The 21267-nt window shown below is 58.2% G+C and carries 17 protein-coding genes; 14 read left to right on the top strand and 3 right to left on the bottom strand.

Annotation, left to right across the window (positions count from 1 at the left end):
* The first annotated feature begins 17 nt into the window (after positions 1-17).
* Positions 18-662, top strand: a complete 645-nt coding sequence (gene metW, locus BLS30_RS00690; protein ID WP_046478208.1) for a methionine biosynthesis protein MetW — start codon at positions 18-20, stop codon at positions 660-662.
* A gap of 11 nt (positions 663-673) precedes the next feature.
* Here the strand turns inward: metW and BLS30_RS00685 are convergent, their stop codons facing one another.
* The gene (locus tag BLS30_RS00685) at positions 674-1432 is read right to left on the bottom strand and encodes a class I SAM-dependent methyltransferase (RefSeq protein ID WP_046480236.1); all 759 of its coding nucleotides are present in this window, start codon (positions 1430-1432) and stop codon (positions 674-676) included.
* A gap of 251 nt (positions 1433-1683) precedes the next feature.
* On the opposite strand from BLS30_RS00685, the gene gloB reads away from it, so the two are divergent.
* The 3 genes from gloB (at position 1684) to BLS30_RS00670 (ending at position 5323) form a co-directional block, all read left to right on the top strand.
* Positions 1684-2454, top strand: a complete 771-nt coding sequence (gene gloB / locus BLS30_RS00680) for a hydroxyacylglutathione hydrolase (RefSeq protein ID WP_046478210.1) — start codon at positions 1684-1686, stop codon at positions 2452-2454.
* 43 nt (positions 2455-2497) lie between these two features.
* Positions 2498-2965, top strand: coding sequence for a cupin domain-containing protein (locus BLS30_RS00675; protein WP_090225896.1), 468 nt, complete (start codon positions 2498-2500; stop codon positions 2963-2965).
* A gap of 330 nt (positions 2966-3295) precedes the next feature.
* A complete protein-coding gene (locus tag BLS30_RS00670) occupies positions 3296-5323 on the top strand; it encodes an NYN domain-containing protein (protein ID WP_090225893.1) in 2028 nt (675 codons plus the stop codon).
* A gap of 245 nt (positions 5324-5568) precedes the next feature.
* Here BLS30_RS00670 and BLS30_RS00665 read toward each other — a convergent pair whose 3' ends face one another.
* Positions 5569-6144, bottom strand: a complete 576-nt coding sequence (locus BLS30_RS00665) for a L,D-transpeptidase (protein ID WP_046478213.1) — start codon at positions 6142-6144, stop codon at positions 5569-5571.
* A 278-nt stretch (positions 6145-6422) separates the two neighbouring features.
* Entirely contained in the window at positions 6423-7640 is a 1218-nt protein-coding gene (locus BLS30_RS00660; RefSeq protein ID WP_076605310.1) for an OpgC family protein, read from the bottom strand.
* 535 nt (positions 7641-8175) lie between these two features.
* Here BLS30_RS00660 and mutS point away from each other — a divergent pair.
* From mutS to olsA, 10 genes are all read left to right on the top strand, one after another.
* Positions 8176-10992 (top strand): DNA mismatch repair protein MutS, encoded by a 2817-nt coding sequence (mutS, locus tag BLS30_RS00655; RefSeq protein WP_090225889.1) that lies wholly within the window; start codon positions 8176-8178, stop codon positions 10990-10992.
* Positions 10993-11073: 81 nt separating this feature from the next.
* Positions 11074-13851, top strand: a complete 2778-nt coding sequence (locus BLS30_RS00650) for a [protein-PII] uridylyltransferase (RefSeq protein ID WP_090225887.1) — start codon at positions 11074-11076, stop codon at positions 13849-13851.
* A gap of 135 nt (positions 13852-13986) precedes the next feature.
* A complete protein-coding gene (murJ, locus tag BLS30_RS00645) occupies positions 13987-15564 on the top strand; it encodes a murein biosynthesis integral membrane protein MurJ (RefSeq protein WP_090225883.1) in 1578 nt (525 codons plus the stop codon).
* Between the two features lie 103 nt (positions 15565-15667).
* The gene (gene trpS / locus BLS30_RS00640; protein WP_090225881.1) at positions 15668-16705 is read left to right on the top strand and encodes a tryptophan--tRNA ligase; all 1038 of its coding nucleotides are present in this window, start codon (positions 15668-15670) and stop codon (positions 16703-16705) included.
* An 86-nt stretch (positions 16706-16791) separates the two neighbouring features.
* Entirely contained in the window at positions 16792-17295 is a 504-nt protein-coding gene (locus BLS30_RS00635; protein ID WP_046478218.1) for a universal stress protein, read from the top strand.
* 181 nt (positions 17296-17476) lie between these two features.
* Positions 17477-18031 (top strand): NifU family protein, encoded by a 555-nt coding sequence (locus tag BLS30_RS00630; RefSeq protein ID WP_090225878.1) that lies wholly within the window; start codon positions 17477-17479, stop codon positions 18029-18031.
* A gap of 114 nt (positions 18032-18145) precedes the next feature.
* Entirely contained in the window at positions 18146-18742 is a 597-nt protein-coding gene (locus tag BLS30_RS00625; protein WP_046478220.1) for a malonic semialdehyde reductase, read from the top strand.
* 94 nt (positions 18743-18836) lie between these two features.
* A complete protein-coding gene (gene tsaB, locus BLS30_RS00620; RefSeq protein WP_090225876.1) occupies positions 18837-19532 on the top strand; it encodes a tRNA (adenosine(37)-N6)-threonylcarbamoyltransferase complex dimerization subunit type 1 TsaB in 696 nt (231 codons plus the stop codon).
* The gene (locus BLS30_RS00615; protein WP_046478222.1) at positions 19529-20029 is read left to right on the top strand and encodes a GNAT family N-acetyltransferase; all 501 of its coding nucleotides are present in this window, start codon (positions 19529-19531) and stop codon (positions 20027-20029) included. The genes tsaB and BLS30_RS00615 overlap by 4 nt, the downstream gene beginning before the upstream one ends.
* 149 nt (positions 20030-20178) lie before the next feature.
* Positions 20179-21111, top strand: coding sequence for a lyso-ornithine lipid O-acyltransferase (olsA, locus tag BLS30_RS00610; protein WP_090225873.1), 933 nt, complete (start codon positions 20179-20181; stop codon positions 21109-21111).
* Positions 21112-21267: the final 156 nt, after the last annotated feature.

The raw sequence follows: 21267 nt of genomic DNA, 5'->3' as shown, positions 1-21267 counted from the left end.
GGGAAACAGTTTAATCGATGTCATCTGCCCATGCGGATTACGAGCCGACCCATCGCGTCGACCACTTGTTGATTGCGGAAATGGTGACACCGGGAAGCCGAGTCCTGGATGTCGGCTGCGGTGACGGCGCTCTCTTACATCTTCTGACCGAGACAAAAGACGTTGATGCACGCGGCGTCGAACTCGCACGCGATAAGGTCAATGCGTGCGTGACGCGTGGGCTATCGGTGATCCAAGGTGACGCCGATATCGATCTCGACGACTATCCCGATCAAGCGTTCGATTATGCGGTCCTCAGTTTGACGATCCAGGCCACGCAGTATCCGAAAGCTGTGCTGGAGAATTTGGTGCGTATCGGACGGCACGCCATTGTGTCGTTTCCGAATTTTGGGCACTGGCGCATTCGCACGGATCTGCTGCTCTACGGTCGTATGCCGCGCACGCGGAATCTGCCCGAGCCTTGGTATCTCAGCCCCGACGCACACTTGTGTACGATCCGCGATTTCTACGATCTCTGCGAAACGATCGACGCGGACGTCGAAGAGGCGGTCGCATTCAACAGCGCGGGCCGCCGACTACCGATCAAGAGGTCCTTAAGTCTCCAGAACCTGCTGGGAGAAAAGGCCGTCTTTCGATTGAAGAAAGCACAGCCGGCGCGGTGAAATCGGGTGGTTCAGGTATCGGTTTGCGACTTGTCCGAGCGCTTCGCTCCGGCGAGTTGACCCGGAACAGGGACCAGATCAGCCAATATCCGGGCCTTTCGAACTTTACCAATAGGCGCCACAAGCTGCTTGCTAGCTTCAACGATAATGACGCCGGCAAAGCCTGGCGTGATGCGTGCGCCCATGCGTTCCCACGCCACAGCTGTGCGCAAGAGCGTATCGCGGCTGAATGGCGGCACGTAGAGTGCTTCACCCCATTCAATGGGTGTAAAGAGCGCGTCCTTAAGCATTGTTTCGACCTGCCCACGGCTGTAGGGGCGCCCAAAGCCGAAAGGGGTTCGGTCGGTGCGGGCCCACATTCCGCGCCGATTGGGGACGATCATCAGCAACCGACCTTCTGGCGCGAGCACACGCCACATTTCGCGCAGCACCGGGCGCACACGCCCAGCCATCTCGAGCCCATGGACCACCAATAGCCGGTCGACGGAATTGTCCGGTAACGGAAGCATCTCTTCATCGATCAAGACCGATTGCTTGAGACCTTCGCGGGGCCAGACCAGCGCGCCTTGCGGCCCCGGCATCAGCGCGCCGATACGTCGGGCCTCGCCGCGAAAAGCACCCAGATATGGAATGGGATAACCGAGTCCGATCATGGTCCCCGAGGTGCCGTTGCGCCAGCGTGCACGAATACGTCCGGCGATCAGCCTCCGGACCACTTGTCCGAGCGGACTCGCATAGAAATCTCTCAGTACTGCGACGTCGATGTGCATGTAGGCATCAACCAAAAACGATGTCGGACGATCCGCTTACAACGGCGTCGAAATGAATTGATATGATTCGTCCCTGACGATTCGACCCTAAGACATGGAATGATGCACGATTTCAACGCGATGGCGAGCATGTGAGCTGTCTTTTGCTTGGAACAACAGCATCAGCCATAGTGTTTCCAGCTCAAAAGCAAGGTCGTCGAGCCGTTCGAAGTCGGCTCGATGATTGGCGAATAACACTGAAGGAAGCCGCCGTGACCAACCTTGAAACATATCAATTTCCCTGCCGTAGCGATAACTATGGCGTTCTGGTACATGATCCGGCCACCGGGTTGACCGCTTCTATCGACGCGCCGGACGCTGCAGCCGTCGAACAAGCTCTCGATCACACGGGCTGGCGTCTGACCCATATTTTTACAACGCATCATCACGCGGACCACACCGGGGGCAACGTCGTTCTCAAAGCGACGCACGAGTGTGAAATCATCGGCCCACGGGACGAAGCACAGAAAATCCCGGGTCTCGACAGACCCGTCGGTGGCGGTGAAACATTTCGCTTCGGCGATTTTGACGTGTCGGTTCTCGCGACACCCGGGCACACACTGGGCCACATCAGCTATCATATTCCTGCAGCCAAGCTAGCATTCGTCGGCGATACGATGTTCGCGATGGGGTGCGGCCGTGTCTTCGAAGGTGATGCCAAGATGATGTGGGCGTCCCTGGCCAAACTTCGTGGCTTACCCAAAGACACCGTTGTCTTCTGCGGCCATGAGTACACGTTGTCCAATGCCCAGTTCGCACGCACGATTGAGCCGGACAATAAGGCGCTCGAAGTGCGCGCGAAAGAGGTAGAGGCTTTGCGTAAGGACAAGAAACCGACGCTGCCAACCACGATTGAAGCCGAGCTCGAAACCAATCCGTTCCTGCGTGCCTGCGAGCCTGAGCTCAAAGCGGCAATCGGAATGAGTGACGACGAGGACTGGCAGGTGTTTGCCGAAGTCCGTACCCGCAAGGACAACGCCTGAAGGCGGGGCAAGCCGGGCCACGAAGATTGGGGAGGGCGAGGCGATGGACGGATTAACCGCCGACGAAATCATTGTGCTGTTGGGACTGGAGCCGCATCCCGAGGGGGGGCATTTTCGCGAAACCTATCGTGACCCTGCGGGTGTCGCACCATTTCGTGGGGGAGAGCGTGCGGCTTCTACGGCAATCTACTTTCTCCTGCGTGCGGGCGAGGTGTCCCGATGGCACACCGTCGATGCTGCTGAGGTCTGGCATCACTATGCCGGCGCACCGCTAGAGCTGGGCATTGCTCCACCGGATGGCGCGGCGACACGCACGATCCTGGGTAAGAATTTAGCTGCTGGTGAGCGCCCCCAAGGCGTTGTGCCGGCAGGTCATTGGCAACAGGCGCGGAGCCTGGGAACGTTCTCACTTGTTGGTTGCACCGTTGCACCCGGATTTGAGTTTTCCAGCTTCGTCATGGCACCCGAAGGTTTCGAACCGGGGAGCGAATCGCCTAGTGGCGCAGCTTAGGCATGACGAGAATGTTCCTGCACAGAGTTTTCCACGGGTTGTTCAGCTCAATTATAGTATGTAAGCCTCTGAAAAATATGAATTTTAAATATGGTCTTTAGGGGCTGTACGTGTGTGGCTGGCAGCGCCTTGTTCCGCATGTCCGACTCATAAAGACTGGATTGTGAGGGTTTCAGGGCCAGATGGCGAAGGGGCTGGAAGGTAGCGCGCTGAGTGCTGCTAATTGCCCCGTCACATCCGTTCCGGTCCGGCGTAGTGCATGTGTAGTACACCGGATTTGAGCGAGTGGCCCGAAGCGAAAAGTGTATCGCTAGCGGGGGCGGGTGTCGCATGAATCGGGAGTTTAAAGGGTCGTTGCTCAGTACGGTGTTCGTTGACTACGACAACATCTATCTGTCGTTGAAGCGAAAGAGTGAGGAAGCGGCTGTTCGGTTCGCAAAGGACGCCAGCCGCTGGGTTCAGGCGATCGCTTCTGGCAAACTGATCACGCCGACCAATGGCGTTTCTCTGGATATGCCACGTCGCATCGTGATGAACCGCTGCTACGGTAATCCGGTGCCACGACGGAACGCACAGGACAACGCGACGGATATGAATTCCTTCCCGTTTGTTCGCCACCACTATCTCCGCGCGGGTTTTGAAGTCATCGACTGCCCTCCGCTCACAGCTCAGCTGAAGAACTCGGCAGACATCCGCATGGTTATGGATGTCCGCGACTACCTGCTTCACGACACGTACTTCGACGAATTCATCATCTTGTCGGGAGACGCCGACTTCACTCCGTTGCTGCACCGTCTGCGTCAGCACGCGCGCCGCACCGTCGTATACGCGAACGACTATACGGCCGCGCCTTACACTGCGATTAGCGACGGTGAAGTGCGTGAAAGCGATCTTATCGCATTTCTAATGGAGGGAAGCGCCGAGGCGGAACCGAGCCCGGCAGCCGTCGCTCGCGCGGCGCCCCAAAAGGGGCTGCCAAGCCCCGAGATGCTGGCCGACGCCCGTAAGGCAATCATCGGCGAGGTGCTCGCAACGGTCCGCTCCGCTAGTCAGCCGGTTTTGCTGGAATCTCTGGCCGATCGCGCTGTGCGCGCGCTGGGGCACGAGCGCACTGTCGGTTCGGCTTGGGGCGGAGCTGGAAGCTTCCGCGATCTTCTGGCTGGCGCTTTACCAGCCGGCATCAAGCTGTCTGATTCTGCACCGTTTTACGTCTACGACACAAGCCGTCAGCTCTCACCGGCCCCCAGATCACACGCTGAGGAACGGCAAGAACAGCCACGCCAGCAGTTGCGTGCGGAGCCACGGTTCGATCAGTTGCCTGAAGGCTTCAGCGAGATACCACTCGACCGTGGCCAATCGGGAATGGCGGCTCACCACGCGCCTGAGCGTGAACCCGCACCCGCACAGCAGCCACGCCAGCGTTATTTGCCCGCTGCACAACCGACGTATGACGACCGCGCCCCGGCGCAGGACCGTCATGCGCCTGCACCTCGGGCACAGGCGCCGGCATCACGGCAACCTGCACCATCGCCACAACATCAGGATGCGGGGCGGCATGATGCCCGCCAGGACGCCGTGCGCCCGCAGTCTGGTCAGGTGGAGAGTGCGGAAAGCGCTTCATCTCTACAGCAGTCGATCGCACGTATTCATGAAGCCTGCCAGGCGCCTCCCCTATCGCCTCCCGAATACCGTGCGCTGTTCGATGTCATGGCGAAGGAAATCGAGACGAACGGCCTGACGGGCGCACGCACGCTGGTAAACATCTGCGACCGTGCACGCGAACTCGGCATTGAACTTCGCAAGGATGATGCACGCTTCATTCTCGAAGTTGTGAGCGAAGCTGACCCCTGGTTTGAACAAGGGGCTTCTGCAAGCCTGTTTGCGAGCCGCTTCCGCAACTTCGTCGTAGCGCGTTGCAAACGCCAAGGCCTGCAGTTGACCGCCGCCGAACTTGACCTCATCGAGGCATGGTTCACTGGAGGCGGGCAGCGCGAAGCGGTGCAACGTCCTTCCGGATCGGGAGCGCCACCTTCTGGTGCGGCACCATCGTCGGGAGAGAATCCTCCTGGTTCGATGCGGGGTGCGCCAGCCCCGTCCGCGCCGCAGTACGCTGATGCTGACCATCAATATCAGGCGAGCAGCCGGCAGATGGCGCCGGCCGATGCGTGGTGGCCCGAGGGCCGGGGAAATGAACGCCAGCTGGATTATCGCCAGAACGAGCGCCCTGCTGAGCGGTCCATGGCCGGGTCGCCGAGCACCGGTTACGGTGTAAGCGGCGCGGACCGTTATAGCGAATTCGCCGGAGTCGAGACGGAAGAGGAGTTTCCGCGCATCGTAAGAGGACGTTTGCGGGGCTGATCCCACTTAAGAAACTCCATCGCCAGAAGGCGGGTAAATTCCAGACGAGTGGTGCCTCACAGCGCTGCTCGTCTTTTAGTGGGAGCGATCGCCCCTTCCGTTTGCCCACGACGCAGATACAGCCCCCAGGGGGCCCATCAGGACCTCAAAAAGAAACGGCGCACCGTTTTAACGATGCGCCGTTATGAACTATCGAGAAATGCTACTGAAAGCGATGCCAACAGCTGAAAGCAGCTGGCTTTGCTTTAGGTCGTGAAGCGCTTCCAGGTGACCGTCACGCGTGTGCCTACGGGAACGCGCGGATAAAGATCGAGGACGTCTTCATTGTACATCCGGATGCAGCCCTTTGAGACAGCCGTGCCGATCGTCCAAGGCGCGTCAGTACCGTGAATGCGATAGAGGCTGGAACCCAGGTAGAGTGCGCGGACGCCCAGCGGGTTAAGCGGATGTCCGCCGGGAACGTGCACAGGTAGCTTGGGGTTCTCGCGGCGCATCTGAGGCGTTGGTGTCCAACCGGGATTGACGCGCTTTTGCGAGACGCTGGTTACACCAGACCAACGGCTCTGTTCGCGAGGAACGGCAATTGGATAGCTGATCGCCTCACCGCGCCGATGGATCCAATAGAGCTTTCGATCACCAAAGCTAACGATGATCTGACCGGGCGAGTATTTGGGTGAGAACGAAACCGTATCGCGATAGCCGCCACTCCACAGGAAAGAAAAGAGATCCTGGGCGTTCGCAGCGCTCGAAGCTAGCGCTACCATTGTCAGAGACAGCGCAGCTGAGACCAACGCACGGCCCCCTTTGGTGAAGCATTTCATGATCCAAATCCCCGTCTTTGTACGACGTCAACGTCAAATTGACCTGTAATTTCGCCGAGACGATACCGTCCGGGCGAGCAGAAACGTTGCGCCTACGACATTGCAGCCTCTGAAGCTGCACGACAACCGGCAGGCGACAGAAACCGCGCCATAATCGATCTCGAGCGGGCAACAGTTTGACGGATGTAGTAGAGCCGCAACACTCTGGGGCCAGTCTTGGCCCGATTCGGTATAATATTTATTAACTATATCGGCACTCTAGCGACGTGCGCGCGACGCTACTCCACCGGCTGCACCAATGGCCTGGAGAGGGGCGGTGCAGTCTGCGGAAGGTGCTGCGCGACATTGGCGGTCGGAATGCTGACAGCGCGCACGGCTTTTCGCCCCTGCACGTTCTTGAACCATGCAACAACGTAGGCGGTCGCCAGCAATATCGCGCAGCCTGAAAGGTTGACAAGCGCATATGTCGCGAAGTTCCGGCCAATCAGATTGAGCGCGACGCCACTCAGAAGGGACAGCAGCAAGCCGACCATGAATGTCGCGAGTGCCTGCTGGCCAACCAATTGACAGATCGCCACGAAACGTCCTCTGAGATTGGCCCCGCGATCACCAGCCAACGCATAAGCGAGATAGGCGACGCAAAGGAAGTGCACATAGCGCAAAGCGCTGGCGTGCGTTTTGTCTGTCAGCGGTGATAGCGCCTTGGCTGCAGCCTTCAAAACATCGACGTTACGAACAAGCGGCCAATAGGCGAGCGGAATCGTGAGCAAGACGACGACGGCAGCGATTGTCATAAGTCGCCGATTAACCGGGGGGACGGGGAGCCATCCGCGCGCAAAAGCAAAGCCAGTGAAAAATACAAGCTGCCACGCGAAGGGATTAAAGAACCATTCCCGGTCAGACCAGGGCTCGGCACTAAGTTCGATCCAATTGAGATTTGCGGCGGTCCAGCTGAGCACCATAGCAGAGAATACATAGACGGGGCCGAGCTTCGAGAGCGCAATCACCACCGGTATCATGGCGAGAAGCACCAGATACATCGGCAGGATATCGAACATGTTGGGGACATATGTAAGTGTCAGAAGTCCCGGCAAGTTGGTCGAGAGATCGTTGACAAACCGAGCCAGATTCAGACCGATCACGTAATCCGCGCCGGCCCCTAGCCATTTGTCGACCATCATCATCGCCGCCAGAGCGACGAAGAAAATCCCAATGTGCGCCCAGTAGACCTGCCAGCAGCGATAGGCGACACGCGCTGTCCCAATGCTGAAGCCGTGCTGATCGTAGCTGCGTCCGAAGGCAAGAGCCGATGCTATCCCGGAGCAGAAGACAAACACTTCGGCGGCATCGGCGAAGCCGAACCGTCCCGGCATGAAATCGCTCCACGCGTTCATCGGCACATGGCCAATGTAAATGGCGAACATCGCGAGGCCCCGGAAGAAATCGAGCCTCAAATCGCGCGGCGCCGCCGGCTGGGAGGTGAAAGCGATCGACATGATGGTGTCTGGTCTGCCTGAAGCTGCGTCTGTCACCGCCCGCGGGGCGGGCGTCGAAACGATGTTGAATGTCCCGATGGATGCGACGCGCCAACGAAGTCGGCATTTGCTCCATGTCGTGTGATTCAATTACACGTTAAAATTGTGTCATTGCGATGGAATGGATTGCAAAAAATGTAGGCATTTTCTCCACTTAGAGATAACTCAAGGGAAAATTTCCATCCCTGAAGACTCTCCTCCAAAGGTGACACAGGAGAATTCGGACGCGCCAATATCGCGCGCCGCGCGCCGCACCAATGCGACACAAACGACAGCGCGTTGACGGGATGGACAACTCGGAGAGCATGTTGCTGCAATCGGAATGAGACCGCACGCTGTGGGATGTCGAGCCGGTTATCGTCGGACAACGTTCGCAAACCTGGAAAACCCACCGTTTTGACGAGGGAAAACCCTAGCTGCCCTTTTCAATAGACGTTGGCTCGGGCTATGGCTGCGCGTCTATGTTCGGCCCCTTTGAGACGATCCTTGCGCCAAAATGTCAGCACGTAACGACAAAACCTCGAAGCAAGACCGTGGGCCTTCCGCATCCGGTCCCGGCAAAGCCGTCGTTACCGAAGCGACGCCATCGATGGCGCAATACCTTGAGATCAAGACGGCAAATCCCGACAGCCTGCTCTGGTATCGGATGGGCGATTTCTATGAGCTGTTTTTCGAAGACGCTGTCGTTGCATCCGAGGCCTTGGGCATTGTTCTCACCAAACGCGGAAAGCATTTGGGCGAAGATATCCCGATGTGCGGCGTTCCTGTCCACAAGGCGGATGATTATCTCCAACGGTTGATCAAGTTCGGCTATCGCGTCGCGGTCTGTGAGCAGCTTGAAGATCCAGCGGAAGCCCGCAAGCGCGGCGCCAAGGCCGTCGTGCGTCGCGATGTGGTTCGGCTTGTAACGCCGGGAACGCTGACAGAAGAAACACTGCTCGATGCGCGCGCGCGGAATTTCTTGACCGCGCTTGCGCTGATCCCGCTGGCGCAGCGAGGTGCTGACGGAGCCAGCGTCGCGTTGGCCTCACTCGATATCTCAACGGGTGAGTTTGAAGTTGGATCGACGCTGAGCGGAGACCTTGCCGGCGAGTTGGTGCGCTTAAGTCCGCGCGAAATACTCGTCTCCGACAGAGACGACGCCGATGAGACCTGCAAACAAGCCGTCGCGATTTCTGGGGCCGCCGTCACACCCGTGGCCGGCGCGTTCTATGATCACCGCGCCGGCGAGCGCGAACTGAAAGCCAAGCTGGGTGTCGCGGAACTTGGCGGGTTTGGTACGTTTTCGCGCGCCGAATTGGCAACCATCGGCGCGCTCTTGAAATACGTCGATCTTACCCAGATCGGCAAAAAGCCGCTGATACGGCCGCCCAAACGCGCCAGCGCGCAGGATATTCTTCTGATCGATGCAGCCAGCCGGGCAAGCCTGGAGCTGACAAAGGCGACAAACGGAGACAAGCGCGGCAGTCTGCTGCACGCCATCGACCGCACGGTGACGGGACCCGGTGCACGCGAACTGGCGGCTCGTTTGGCGGCACCTCTGCGTGATGTCGGCATCATTAATGCGCGTCTTGATGCCGTCGGGTATCTCGTCGAGGCGTCCGCGTTGCGCACGGACTTGCGGAATAGCTTGCGAAGCGCGCCTGATATCGCGCGCGCGTTGTCACGGCTGTCGTTCGGCCGCGGCGGCCCACGTGATCTCGGCGCCGTGCGCGATGGACTATCCGCAGCGCAAGCGTGTGGGCGCTTGTTGGAAGCAAAGTCCGGGACCATCGGATTGCCGAATGAACTGCAAGCGATAGCGGAACGCCTCGCGGCTGCACCGGCTGCCTTGCGTGAAGAACTTGAAAATGCGCTGAATGAAGAATTGCCGCTTCTGAAACGCGACGGCGGCTTCATCCGCGAGGGCTACAGCACAGACCTCGATGAAGCGCGCCGTCTTAAAGAAACCGGGCGTCAGGTGATGCTCGAACTGGAAGCGCGCTATCAGCAGCAGTCTGGCGTGAAGACCCTCAAGGTGCGCCACAACAACATTCTTGGCTATTTCATCGAGGTCGGCCAAGCCAGCGCTCAGCCGCTGATGCAGCCGCCACACTCCGATGTCTTTCGTCATCGGCAGACAATGGCCAACGCCATTCGGTTCACCACGGAGGAACTGATCGCGACCGAAGGCAAGATCGCGACGGCGGGAGAACGTGCGACGAGCCTGGAGCAGGCGATCTTTACCGACCTCGCCCGTCGCGCCGACGAAGCTGAAGTTCCACTGGCAGCCGTCGCCGCGGCACTCGCTGAACTGGACGTAGCGACGGCTTTGTCTGATATCGCGGAGGACGAAGGCTACACCCGCCCGCTGATCGAAGAAGGCACGGCTCTTGAGATCCGAGGCGGCAGGCATCCGGTCGTGGAGCAGGCGCTCAAGTCGGAGCGCCAAGGGCCCTTCATTGAGAATGATTGTCTCCTGGGGGATGGGGCTGCAGGCGAGCAGCAGCAATCCGATGGTGAGGGTGGATCAGAGCTCAGGGCCGCGCGGATCTGGCTGCTCACCGGTCCGAACATGGCGGGTAAGTCGACGTTCTTGCGCCAAAACGCGCTCATATGTCTGATGGCCCAAATGGGAGCTTTCGTTCCCGCGCGTTACGCCCGCATCGGAGTGCTCGACCGTCTTTTCTCGCGTGTCGGTGCCGCTGACGATCTCGCGCGCGGTCGTTCGACCTTCATGGTCGAAATGGTCGAAACAGCTGCGATACTCAATTGCGCCACGCCGTCTTCGCTCGTCATTCTCGATGAGATCGGCCGCGGTACGGCAACGTTTGATGGTCTGTCGATAGCCTGGGCCGCTATTGAATACCTGCACGAGGTTTGCCGCTCCCGCACCTTGTTCGCCACGCACTATCATGAGCTGACCGTTTTGCCGGAGCGGCTGCAAGAGGTCGCTAACGTCACTATCGAGGTGAAGGAATGGCGGGATGAAATCGTCTTTCTGCACAAGGTGCGGCCCGGCGCAGCGGATGGGTCTTACGGCATCCAGGTTGCCAAGCTGGCAGGCCTGCCCCCTCAGGTGACCGAGCGCGCCGCCGAAGTGCTGGCGATGCTCGAAGATGCTGAACGGCGGGGAAGCAACTCACCGGAAGCGATCTTGGATGAATTGCCTCTTTTTGCGGCAAGTCGCGCAGTGGCTGACAAGGGCGAGGGTGCTCGAAGGTCCGCCGTGGAAGAAGCTTTGGATCGCATAGATCCCGATGAATTGAGCCCACGCGCGGCACTCGAAAAGATCTATCAGCTGAAGTCTCTTTGCCGTGATGATGATGCGTGAGCGCCAGCTGCGAGATCTTTACGGGAAGTAGAGCACGTAAAAGTCTTCTCTCTCGGGTCATAACCCTCTAAATCTCGCGCTATGGATACAGTCATAGCCCCAACTTCGGTTGCAGAACGATTTGACAAAGTCGCGGTGCGTGCTGCGCTTGAGGTCTTGATCGAACGCCACGGCGGCTTGGAAGCGGCCCACAACGACATCGTCCAGCACCTGAAGGACATGTCGCAGGTCGCGCGCGCCCACCTTCGCGCACAATTGGAGCGCGATGGCGATGGGCGCCGCTGTGCAGCCAACCTTTGCCTGTTTCAAGACGACCTTATCTGCATGCTGTTTGAGCTGCTGACGTCGCTGGAACTAAAGGGACGCAAGCAGACCGCCGCAGACCGTATGGCCGTTGTCGCCACGGGTGGCTATGGCCGAGGTCTGTTGGCCCCCGGCTCAGATATCGATCTGCTCTTTCTGATTCATTCTTCCCGCAAGGCGCGCGGTGGCGTCCCCGAACAGATGCTCTACATCCTTTGGGACATGGGCTTCAAAGTCGGCCATGCGACGCGAACAGTGTCGCAATGCGTTGCGCTGGCGCGGACAGACATGACCATCGCCACGTCATTGCTGGATTCGCGGTTCCTGCTGGGGGACGCGCAGCTGTTCGCAGAGCTTGAAGAGCGCTTCCAGGATGAGCTCCGCTCAATGCAGCGCACATTCATAGACGCCAAGATGGCGGAACGTGATGCCCGGCATGCGCGCTCCGGCGATGCCCGGTATCGCGTGGAACCAAACATCAAAGACGGCAAAGGCGGTCTGCGCGACCTGCACACACTGCATTGGCTCTCGCGCACGATTTACGGTGAGGATGTTGGTGAGAAGACAGTCGCAGCGGGAATTTTTACTGATGAGGAAGTCGCGACATTCAAACGTTGTGAAGATTTTCTCTGGACCATCCGCTGCTTCCTGCATTTCTTGACTGGCCGTCCTGAAGAACGTCTGACGTTCGACGTTCAGCCTCAGATGGCAGAATGGCTCGGGTACAAGAAGCATGGCGGCCTGCGCGCGACCGAGCGCTTCATGAAGCACTACTTTCTGGTCGCCAAGGAAGTCGGTGATCTCACAACGTTGCTGTGTGGCGCGCTGGAAATGCAGCAACATAAGACCGCGCCCAGCATCAGCGAGATTATGAGCCCGCTGAACTGGAAGGTTCGCAGGCAAATCCGCCAGCGAACCGACTTCCGAGTCGATAACGACCGCATGAACGTTGCCGATCCGCAGGCCTTTGAGCGCGACCCTGTAAACATCCTCAGGCTCTTCGCGCAGGCGGCAAAGACCAACACGTTCCTTCATCCAGATGCCATTCGGCTGCTACGCCAATCGCTCCGGCTGATCGACGATAAGGTGCGCAACGATCCGGAAGCCAATCGAATATTCCTGGAGTTGCTTTGCGACGACCCGTATCCGGGAATCACGCTACGGCGGATGAATGACGCCGCTGTGCTGGGTCGCTTCATCCCGGCGTTCCGGCGCGTTGTCGGAATGATGCAGTTCAATATGTACCATCACTTCACGGTGGATGAGCACCTGATCCGTACCGTGCAAATGCTGACGGACATTGAGCAAGGTGGCGCTGCTAACGAGCTGCCTCTGGCGACTCCGATGTTCGAGACGATTCTGAACCGCCGTGTGCTGTTCGTCGCAGCATTTCTGCACGACATCGGCAAAGGCCGTCGTGACGACCATTCCATAGTCGGAGCGCGAATTGCCCGCGAACTTTGTCCGCGGCTGGGCTTGAGTGCGGCCGAAACCGACACGGTTGCCTGGTTGATCGAAGAACATCTCACCATGAGCAACATCGCGCAAAGTCGCGATATCTCCGATCCCAAGACCATTAGAGACTTTGCTGATGTCGTAAAAAGTCCGGAGCGATTGAAGCTGCTCTTGCTGCTGACTGTCGCTGACGTCCGTGCCGTAGGCCCAGGCACTTGGAACGGCTGGAAGGGCCAGCTGTTGCGGACACTCTATTACGAGACCGAGCTGCTCCTTTCTGGAGGTTACGGGCAGACCGGCCATCGTGAGCGGATCTCCGAAGCACAAGAAGGCGTGCGCGCGGCGCTCCTGGATGAGGGGTGGACCCCAGAAAAGATCGAAAGCGTAACCGGTCGCTTCTATGACGACTACTGGCACCGCTATGAGGTTCCGCGGCAGGTCGAACACGCTCGGATGATGGCAAGGACGGACGGCTCCGACGACAAGCTCGCATTCCACTACACGACGGATGAGTTCACGGCGGTGACGGAGCTAACCATCCTGGCGCCGAACCACGCCCGCCTGTTGTCACTGTTCGCGGGCGCATGCGCCGCCACAGGGGCCAACATCGTCGGCGCTCAGATTTCGTCAACGCGCGATGGTTATGCGCTCGATAGTTTCTTGCTTCAGCGGGAGCTGCAAAGCGACGAGGATGAAAAGCGGCGCGCGGATCGTATCGGACAGTTGATCCGGCGCGTGCTGCGCGGCGAGATGCGCCTGCGGCCGATGTTGTCCAAGCGGCGCCCAGCTGAGCACCGTCTGGATGCCTTTAGCGTCGAACCCGAAGTGATGATCAACAATGCGCTGTCGGACGACTTCACGGTGATTGAAGTCGCGGGACTTGATCGCCCCGGCCTGCTCTATGATCTCACCAACGCTCTGTCGGATCTGAACCTCGATATTTCGTCGGCTCACATCACGACATTCGGCGAAAAGGCCGTGGACGTGTTTTACGTAACCGACCTCGTCGGCAAAAAGGTGACGGCACCAACCCGCCAACAGAGCATAACCGAGCGGCTGACGGAGCTGCTGGCACAAGATGACCCACCGCCGGTGACTTAGACCACCTAGCCGCCTCGACACAAAAAAAAGCGCGTCCCGAAAGCAACATTTTCTCCCGTCATCAAGGTGATTGTGACAGCCTGGCGTGCAACGTCCCTTGCACAGGGCACGCCTCCGGGATATTGCGCTGGCCTCATGCTGTATCGTTCTTTCGTGACTGTTGGCGGCTTGACGATGGTCAGCCGTATTCTCGGTTTCGCCCGGGATATTCTGATCGCCGCCGCCCTCGGTTCCGGTGCGATTGCGGACGCTTTTTTTGTCGCTTTCAGATTTCCCAATCTCTTCAGGCGCTTGTTCGCCGAAGGAGCATTCAACGCGGCATTTGTCCCGTTGTTTGCAAAACGCCTTCAGGGCGAAGGGGCCGACGCGGCGAAGACATTCGCGGAAGAAGCAATGTCAGTCCTGCTTATCACGCTGCTCGCATTCTCCGCGATCTGCATGTTGGCGATGCCGTGGCTGATGCTCATTCTTGCGCCGGGGTTTGTCGCCGATCCCGACAAGTATGATCTTGCCGTTCTTCTCACACAGATCGCATTCCCGTACCTTCTATGTATGTCGCTGGTCGCGTTGCTGTCCGGCATTCTCAATTCCATGCATCGGTATTGGGTTGCGGCGGCTGCACCGATTCTGCTCAACATCGTTCTGATCGCCGCCATCTCGCTGGCGATCGCGCTGGGTTACTCTCAGAAACCGGGCGCAGGTATCATTCTCGCCATCGGCGTCTTCATTGCCGGTATCGCCCAGACAATATTGCTTTGGGTTGCTGTGCGTCGAGCCGGCATGCGTTTGTCGCTGCGCCGACCCCGCCTTACTCCGGGCGTCAAACGCCTGATTGGCCTGGGTATCCCTGGACTGATCTCTGGTGGCATAACGCAGATCAACATTGTCGTGGGAACGGTAATCGCCTCGATGCAGGCTGGCGCCGTCTCATATCTCTATTACGCGGATCGCCTCTATCAGCTCCCGCTAGGGATTGTTGGCGTCGCCATCGGTGTTGTCTTGCTCCCTGATCTGTCCCGACGTCTGCAAGCCGGCGATCATCGCGCGGCCATGGATAGCCAGAACCGGTCACTAGAGTTCGGCCTGATGTTGACGCTGCCTGCGGCGGTTGCACTCGCGGTGGCTGCAGAGCCCATCATCCGTGTTCTCTTCGAGCGCGGCGCGTTTTCCCCATCCGATACCGCAGCAACCGCGCCCGCTCTCGCGGCGTTTGCCTGCGGTTTGCCAGGTTTCGTGCTGATCAAGGTCTTCCAGCCGGCCTTTTTTGCGCGTGAAGACACCAAAACTCCGATGCGCTACGCGGCCTTCAACATGATCATAAACGTCGCGGGATCGTTGGCGCTGTTCTACGCTTTTGCCCAGATGGGTTATCACCCGCACGTGGGCATTGCACTGGCAACGTCGCTTGCAGGCTGGATTAACGCCCTGCTTCTATGGGCAACACTAAGCCGCGCTGGCAATTTTCAGGCGGACCGTCGTCTCCTGCGGAACTTGCCACTGATCATTCTCGCCAGCATCATCATGGGTGCTGCCGTGTGGTTCGCCTTGGGGCCGTTGGCGCCTTATTTCTCGGCGGCCACTCCGATCTATCTGCAACTCTCGGCGCTTGCTGGGTTGGTAGGCTTAGGAGCTGTCGTCTTCTTCGGAACGGTCCTGTTGACCGGGGTATTAAGCCCCTCGCAGTTCGTCAGAAAACTCCGGCGGGCCTCCTGAGTTTTGGCGATCATCCAGGATTCTGTGGCATCGACCGGGCTCAAGACTTGCGCTGCCTTGGCAGCCGCGCGATAACCGCGCTCCGAATCTAGGGAACCCGATAATGCCGTTTGAAGAGCGCGTCTTCTCCGGGATGCAGCCGACGGGCAGTTTGCACCTCGGCAACTATCTTGGAGCCATGCTGCAGTGGATCGAGCTGCAAAAAACCCATCAGTGCATCTATTGCGTCGTCGACATGCACGCCATCACAGTGTGGCAGGATCCGGCGGAGCTGCGCCAGGCCATCCGTAAGGTGACGGCCGCATATATGGCTGCCGGGCTCGATCCGAAAACGAGCATTTTGTTCAACCAGAGCCAGGTCGCAGCCCATGCGGAGCTGGCATGGGTATTCAATTGTATTGCCCGCCTGGGTTGGCTCAACCGCATGACCCAGTTCAAGGAGAAGGCGGGCAAGGACCGCGAGAACGCTTCTGTGGGTCTGTTCGCCTATCCCAACCTGATGGCCGCCGACATCCTCGTGTACAAGGCGACGCATGTTCCGGTCGGCGACGACCAGAAGCAGCATCTAGAACTGGCGCGTGATATCGCCGGTAAATTCAACAATGACTACAACACCGAGATCCGCGCTCGTGGATTTGATGATGGCGAGTTTTTCCCGTTGCCTGAGCCCGTAATCACCGGACCAGCCACGCGCGTGATGAGCCTGCGTGATGGCACCAAGAAGATGTCGAAATCCGACCCATCGGATTTGTCACGCATAAACCTGACGGACGATGCGGACACCATCGCCAAGAAGGTGAGAAAGGCGAAGACAGATCCTGAGCCGCTCCCTTCTGAAGCTGCGGGTTTGCAGGGTCGCCCTGAGGCAGAAAACCTGATCGGTATTTTCGCAGCGTTATCTGGTTCGAGTAAGGATACGGTGTTGGCGGAGTATGGTGGCCGTCAGTTTTCTGAATTCAAGGCAAACTTAGCCGAGCTAAGCGTTGCAAAGCTCGGTCCGCTTGGAGCGGAGATAAACCGGCTTACGAGCGATCCGGCAGAGATCGACAAAATATTGGCTGACGGCGCTGCACGCGCCGCGGCTATCGCCGCACCGATTATGGGCGACGTGAAGGACATTGTGGGCTTTATTCGCTCTTAGGCATCGTTGCGCACGCTGTATAAAAGCGGCTTGCAAATTGAAGACTTGGTCCGTTGTGGCCACGACTATGAGATGGCAGCATAAGCATGATGAAAAAACGCCTTTCATTCGAAGCCGGCCACCGGCGCAAATTTCTCCTCGTCATAGACAACTCCGAGGAAGTCAACGCGGCGTTGTATTACGCGGCAAGCCGTGTGCAGCATTCTGGCGGTTCGATCGTCATGCTGTACGTCATTCAGCCGCAGGAATTTCAACACTGGATGGGCGTGCGTCAGGTCCACATTGAAGAAGAAACTGCCAAAGCAAAGGCGCTCTTCCGCCTCTTTCGTCGCAAGCTCAATCAATCCGGCTTCGAAGACGTGTCGACCGAAGAGGTCATCGGCGAGGGTAATGAGGCTGAAGAGATCGTCCGCGTCATTGACGAAGATGAGGACATCGCCATCCTTGTTCTCGGCGCCGCTACCGGATCGGACGGTCCAGGCCCGCTCGTTTCCTCCCTGGCATCTGGCTCCACCGGGGGACCCTTCCCTATTCCTGCAACGATCGTTCCAGGAAGTCTGACCCTTGAAGAGATCAAATCACTCGCCTAAGCGTGTGATTTTGATGGTCGAATGGGAGTTTTCGGGTTGCGGTTCTCTCCGCAGGTATCGACTTTTTCCATCATCTCGTCTATCTAAGACTAGAATAATTCTAATAACTGCCGTGCAGGCCGGATCGACGTAAGTTATGATAACGTCGGCGCACGGCCATAAATCGGGAGACGATGGACCCATGTTTATCCAGACCGAGCTAACGCCGAACCCCGCAACGCTAAAGTTCATCCCCGGCAGGCAGGTCCTGGCATCCGGTACGGCCGATTATCGGGACCGCGCCGAAACCACAGGGTCGCCGCTTGCTCAGAGGCTGTTTGAAATCGACGGTGTGGACGGCGTTTTCTTCGGCGCCGACTTTATCTCCGTGACCAAGGGCGAAGGCGATTGGCAGCATCTCAAGCCGATGGTCCTTGGCGCGATCATGGAGCACTATATGTCGGATGCTCAGGTCGTAGAAAGTGAAGCCGGCAATGATTCAGCTGTCGGTAGCTACGATCCGAAGGACGAGGAAATAGTTGCTACCATTCGTGACCTTTTGGAAACGCGTGTTCGCCCTGCCGTTGCGCAGGACGGTGGTGACATCACATTTTCCGGGTTCCGCGACGGCGTCGTCTATCTACATATGCGAGGAGCCTGCGCCGGCTGCCCGTCATCAACAGCGACGCTGCGCCATGGCATTGAGAATTTGTTGCGGCATTTCTGCCCAGAGGTTCAGGAAGTTCAGGCGGTCTAGCCTCTCACAGGCAACGGCCTGTCCTGGAAGGAAGTTTGGGAGGCCCCGTCAGATTGGCGGGGCTTTTCGTTTATCAGTCCTACGATCGAAACAACTGGCCTGAGGTGATCCGCTTTGACGCAGAAAAACCCGCTTGAAGACGCCGCGCTCGACCAACTTTTCCTGTCTGCCAGAACCCACAACAAGTGGCAGGATAAGGAGGTGTCCAACGAGGTTCTGGAACGTCTCGTTGACATCGCAAAAATGGGGCCGACCAGCGCCAACTGTTCACCGGCGCGCTTCCTGTTCGTGAAGTCGGATCAAGCAAAGCAGCGGTTGAAACCGTATCTGTCCTCCGGCAACGCCGAAAAGACGATGCAGGCTCCCGTGTGTGTGATTATTGGCTACGATCTCGAATTTTATGAACAGCTACCAAAACTCTTTCCGCACACGGATGCTCGGAGTTGGTTCACCGGCAAAGAGTCTAAAATTCAAGAAACGGCATTTCGCAACGGTTCGCTTCAGGGAGCCTATATGATCCTCGCGGCGCGAGCACTGGGCCTCGATTGTGGCCCCATGTCCGGTTTCGATAACGCGGGCGTTGATAAGGAATTCTTCGCCGGCACAAATACGAAGTCGAACTTCCTTTGCAATATCGGCTATGGCGACCCCACGGGGCTTCGCCCAAGAGGACCGCGTCTCGCATTTGCCGAGATGGCACAGATCATTTGATAGGCAACCTGCACGATCATAGACAGCCGAAATCATTCTATTCGCCGTGCGAAACAGGTGAATTCCGAATTCGGAGAGTATAGGCTCTCCTCCTATGAATATTCTGGCCTTTGATACGTGCCTTGATGCCTGTTCCGCTGCCGTCTTCTCCGACGGCGGCGAAGGCGTGCGCGCGTGCGCGTTCGAACCGATGGCGACAGGTCAGGCGGAACGTTTGATTCCTATGATCTCTGAGGTCGTCGACACGGCCGGACTTACGTTCGAGGATGTCGATCGGATTGCTGTAACCGTTGGGCCTGGGACGTTCACCGGCACGCGCATAGCGATAGCAGCAGCACGCGCATTGGCGCTGGCGATGAATGTTCCAGTCGTGACCGCCACGAGCCTTGCTGTCGTTGCACAGCAAGTTGCCCGGCATCTGAACAATATGCCGGACGTGGCAGCAATCGCAGTCGCCGCCGACGCGCGTCGCGGACAGGTCTATTGGCAGCGCTTTTCGCGTGGCGGTGGACTTGCAGCGCTCTGCGAACCTCAAGTCCTCACCCCCGAAGAGGCAGCCAGCCAGGCCACAGAGGGAATTTATGCCTTGGCAGGCTCCGCGGCGGATGCCGTCGCTCGTCACGCGCCTGCAAAGTATCGGGTGTTTGCTTCAATTGAGCTGCCTCGCGCCGAGGACTTGGCAGCAATGGCACCTCATATTCTACCCGCTGGTTCGCCGAACCCACTTTATTTGCGGCCGGCTGACGCAAAGCCTCAAGTCGGCAAATCAATAGCCCGAGTTACGATATGATGTCCGATGATCAGTATCAGCTGGATTTTAAGAACCTAAGTCTTCTGTGGGTCGAGGCCGAGGGGGCAGCTGAAGTTTCCAGCATGCACGCAGGCTTGTTCGATCCAGCCTGGAGCGAGGAGAGCCTGCGTAACTTATTGGCCTCACCTGGCGCCACGGCGCTTGTGGCCAAGCTGCGGTTGCACCCGGAAAACCCTCCGGCGCCAGCTGGGTTTATCATCGGTCGCATAGCAGCCGATGAAGCAGAAATTCTGACCCTTGGAGTATGTGCGCCTTTCCAGCGGCGAGGTATTGCCAAACGTCTCGTTGAAGGCTTGATGCGCGCCGTAGCCGCCGGCGGTGGTGAACGCCTTCATCTGGAGGTCGCCGCTGATAATGTCGCCGCGATTGCCCTCTATGAGAGACTAGGTTTTGAGCAGATCGGTCTGCGCAAGAATTATTACCAGCGTAGTGATGGGACCTCCTGCGATGCTCTGACTTTGTCTTGTAGTCTGTGATGCGCAGGCGATAGACGTGGTCAGACCCACTGGCCTATAACCAATTACGATAAACCCGATTCCACGGAGTTCGGCATGCCGATGGCCGAAACCACAACTTGGCCCTTTGCGCGCGGCATTTGCTGCGGCGCCCAACCTGCGAACGTCCCATGAGTTGGCTCCGCGCCAGCAATATCCTGGTATTGTTTATGGGGCTGACATTGCCGTTGATGCCGCTACAGGCGGTATTTGTCCGGTTCAGCCCGCGTTACGCGAGGCGCTTCCCCAGTTGGTACCATAAAAAAGTTTGTCGGCTGCTGGGCTTGCGGGTTCAGGTCGAAGGCAATATTGCGCGCGACAACCCTGTACTTATCGTATCAAACCACACGTCCTGGCTCGACATCCCCGTCATTTCCTCGGTCGCGCCGGTCTCCTTCATCGCGAAGAAGGAAGTCGGCGCTTGGCCATTCGTTTCCTCATTGGCGAAATTGCAGCGAACGATATTTATCGATCGCGAGCGGCGCGCATCTGTGGGGGACACCACAGAGGAAATCCTGACAAGACTACGTGCGGGGGACTCGCTCGTGCTCTTCGCCGAAGGGACATCGAGTGATGGCAACCGCGTCTTACCGTTCAAGACGTCGTTGTTTGCCGCAGCAAAGCCTTCCGCGTTGCGTGCCGCTATCCGGCGCGACAAAGAGGACGCGACCAGCGCGCCCGCGGCTGGGAGTTCGCCGGAGAACCGTCAGGTTCTCGTGCAAACGCTCACCATTGCTTACACACGGTTGCACGGCATCCCTTTGTCACGCGCAGACCGGCCGCTGGTGGGCTGGTATGGCGATATGGACATGGCGCCGCACGCTTGGCAGCTGTTGCAGGCTGGACCGATAGATGCCGTGATCAAGATTGGGCGGCCGGTACCGCTCGATGCCTTCATGGACCGCAAAGCGCTCGCCAAATACAGCGAGGAAGAAATCCGCAAGGAACACGTACGCATCATGCGCGGTGTAACGTCCGACGAGTTGCTCGAACCAGCCCAAACGCCATCCGAGGCTGAGGGTGCTTCTCCGCCACAGTCGGAAGCGAAACGTAGTTACGGGTAAGAAACGTCGGCGTTTCAGCGTGCCCTGCGACAAACACACGCTATTCACCACCTCAATTCGGGTGCATTGCACCAACAAATTCTTTGTGTCACTAAATCCTTGGTGACGACCGTCACAATGAGGGCAAAGACCTGTTTTCACGGGAATTTACCCATC

Source organism: Filomicrobium insigne (genome assembly GCF_900104305.1).
Lineage (GTDB): Bacteria > Pseudomonadota > Alphaproteobacteria > Rhizobiales > Hyphomicrobiaceae > Filomicrobium > Filomicrobium insigne.
The sequence above is the reverse complement of the archived record's forward strand: the minus strand, read 5'-3'. Positions and strand labels throughout refer to the sequence as shown.

What these genes read in the sequence shown, in the direction of transcription:
- BLS30_RS00660 (WP_076605310.1), bottom strand. Translation starts at nt 7,640, where the DNA reads ATGTCGATCGCTTTCACCTCCCAGCCGGCGGCGCCGCGCGATTTGAGG.
- BLS30_RS00635 (WP_046478218.1), top strand. Translation starts at nt 16,792, where the DNA reads ATGATGAAAAAACGCCTTTCATTCGAAGCCGGCCACCGGCGCAAATTT.
- metW (WP_046478208.1), top strand. Translation starts at nt 18, where the DNA reads ATGTCATCTGCCCATGCGGATTACGAGCCGACCCATCGCGTCGACCAC.
- BLS30_RS00630 (WP_090225878.1), top strand. Translation starts at nt 17,477, where the DNA reads ATGTTTATCCAGACCGAGCTAACGCCGAACCCCGCAACGCTAAAGTTC.
- olsA (WP_090225873.1), top strand. Translation starts at nt 20,179, where the DNA reads ATGAGTTGGCTCCGCGCCAGCAATATCCTGGTATTGTTTATGGGGCTG.
- tsaB (WP_090225876.1), top strand. Translation starts at nt 18,837, where the DNA reads ATGAATATTCTGGCCTTTGATACGTGCCTTGATGCCTGTTCCGCTGCC.
- murJ (WP_090225883.1), top strand. Translation starts at nt 13,987, where the DNA reads ATGCTGTATCGTTCTTTCGTGACTGTTGGCGGCTTGACGATGGTCAGC.
- BLS30_RS00615 (WP_046478222.1), top strand. Translation starts at nt 19,529, where the DNA reads ATGATGTCCGATGATCAGTATCAGCTGGATTTTAAGAACCTAAGTCTT.
- BLS30_RS00650 (WP_090225887.1), top strand. Translation starts at nt 11,074, where the DNA reads ATGGATACAGTCATAGCCCCAACTTCGGTTGCAGAACGATTTGACAAA.
- BLS30_RS00670 (WP_090225893.1), top strand. Translation starts at nt 3,296, where the DNA reads ATGAATCGGGAGTTTAAAGGGTCGTTGCTCAGTACGGTGTTCGTTGAC.
- trpS (WP_090225881.1), top strand. Translation starts at nt 15,668, where the DNA reads ATGCCGTTTGAAGAGCGCGTCTTCTCCGGGATGCAGCCGACGGGCAGT.
- BLS30_RS00675 (WP_090225896.1), top strand. Translation starts at nt 2,498, where the DNA reads ATGGACGGATTAACCGCCGACGAAATCATTGTGCTGTTGGGACTGGAG.
- mutS (WP_090225889.1), top strand. Translation starts at nt 8,176, where the DNA reads ATGTCAGCACGTAACGACAAAACCTCGAAGCAAGACCGTGGGCCTTCC.
- BLS30_RS00685 (WP_046480236.1), bottom strand. Translation starts at nt 1,432, where the DNA reads ATGCACATCGACGTCGCAGTACTGAGAGATTTCTATGCGAGTCCGCTC.
- BLS30_RS00665 (WP_046478213.1), bottom strand. Translation starts at nt 6,144, where the DNA reads ATGAAATGCTTCACCAAAGGGGGCCGTGCGTTGGTCTCAGCTGCGCTG.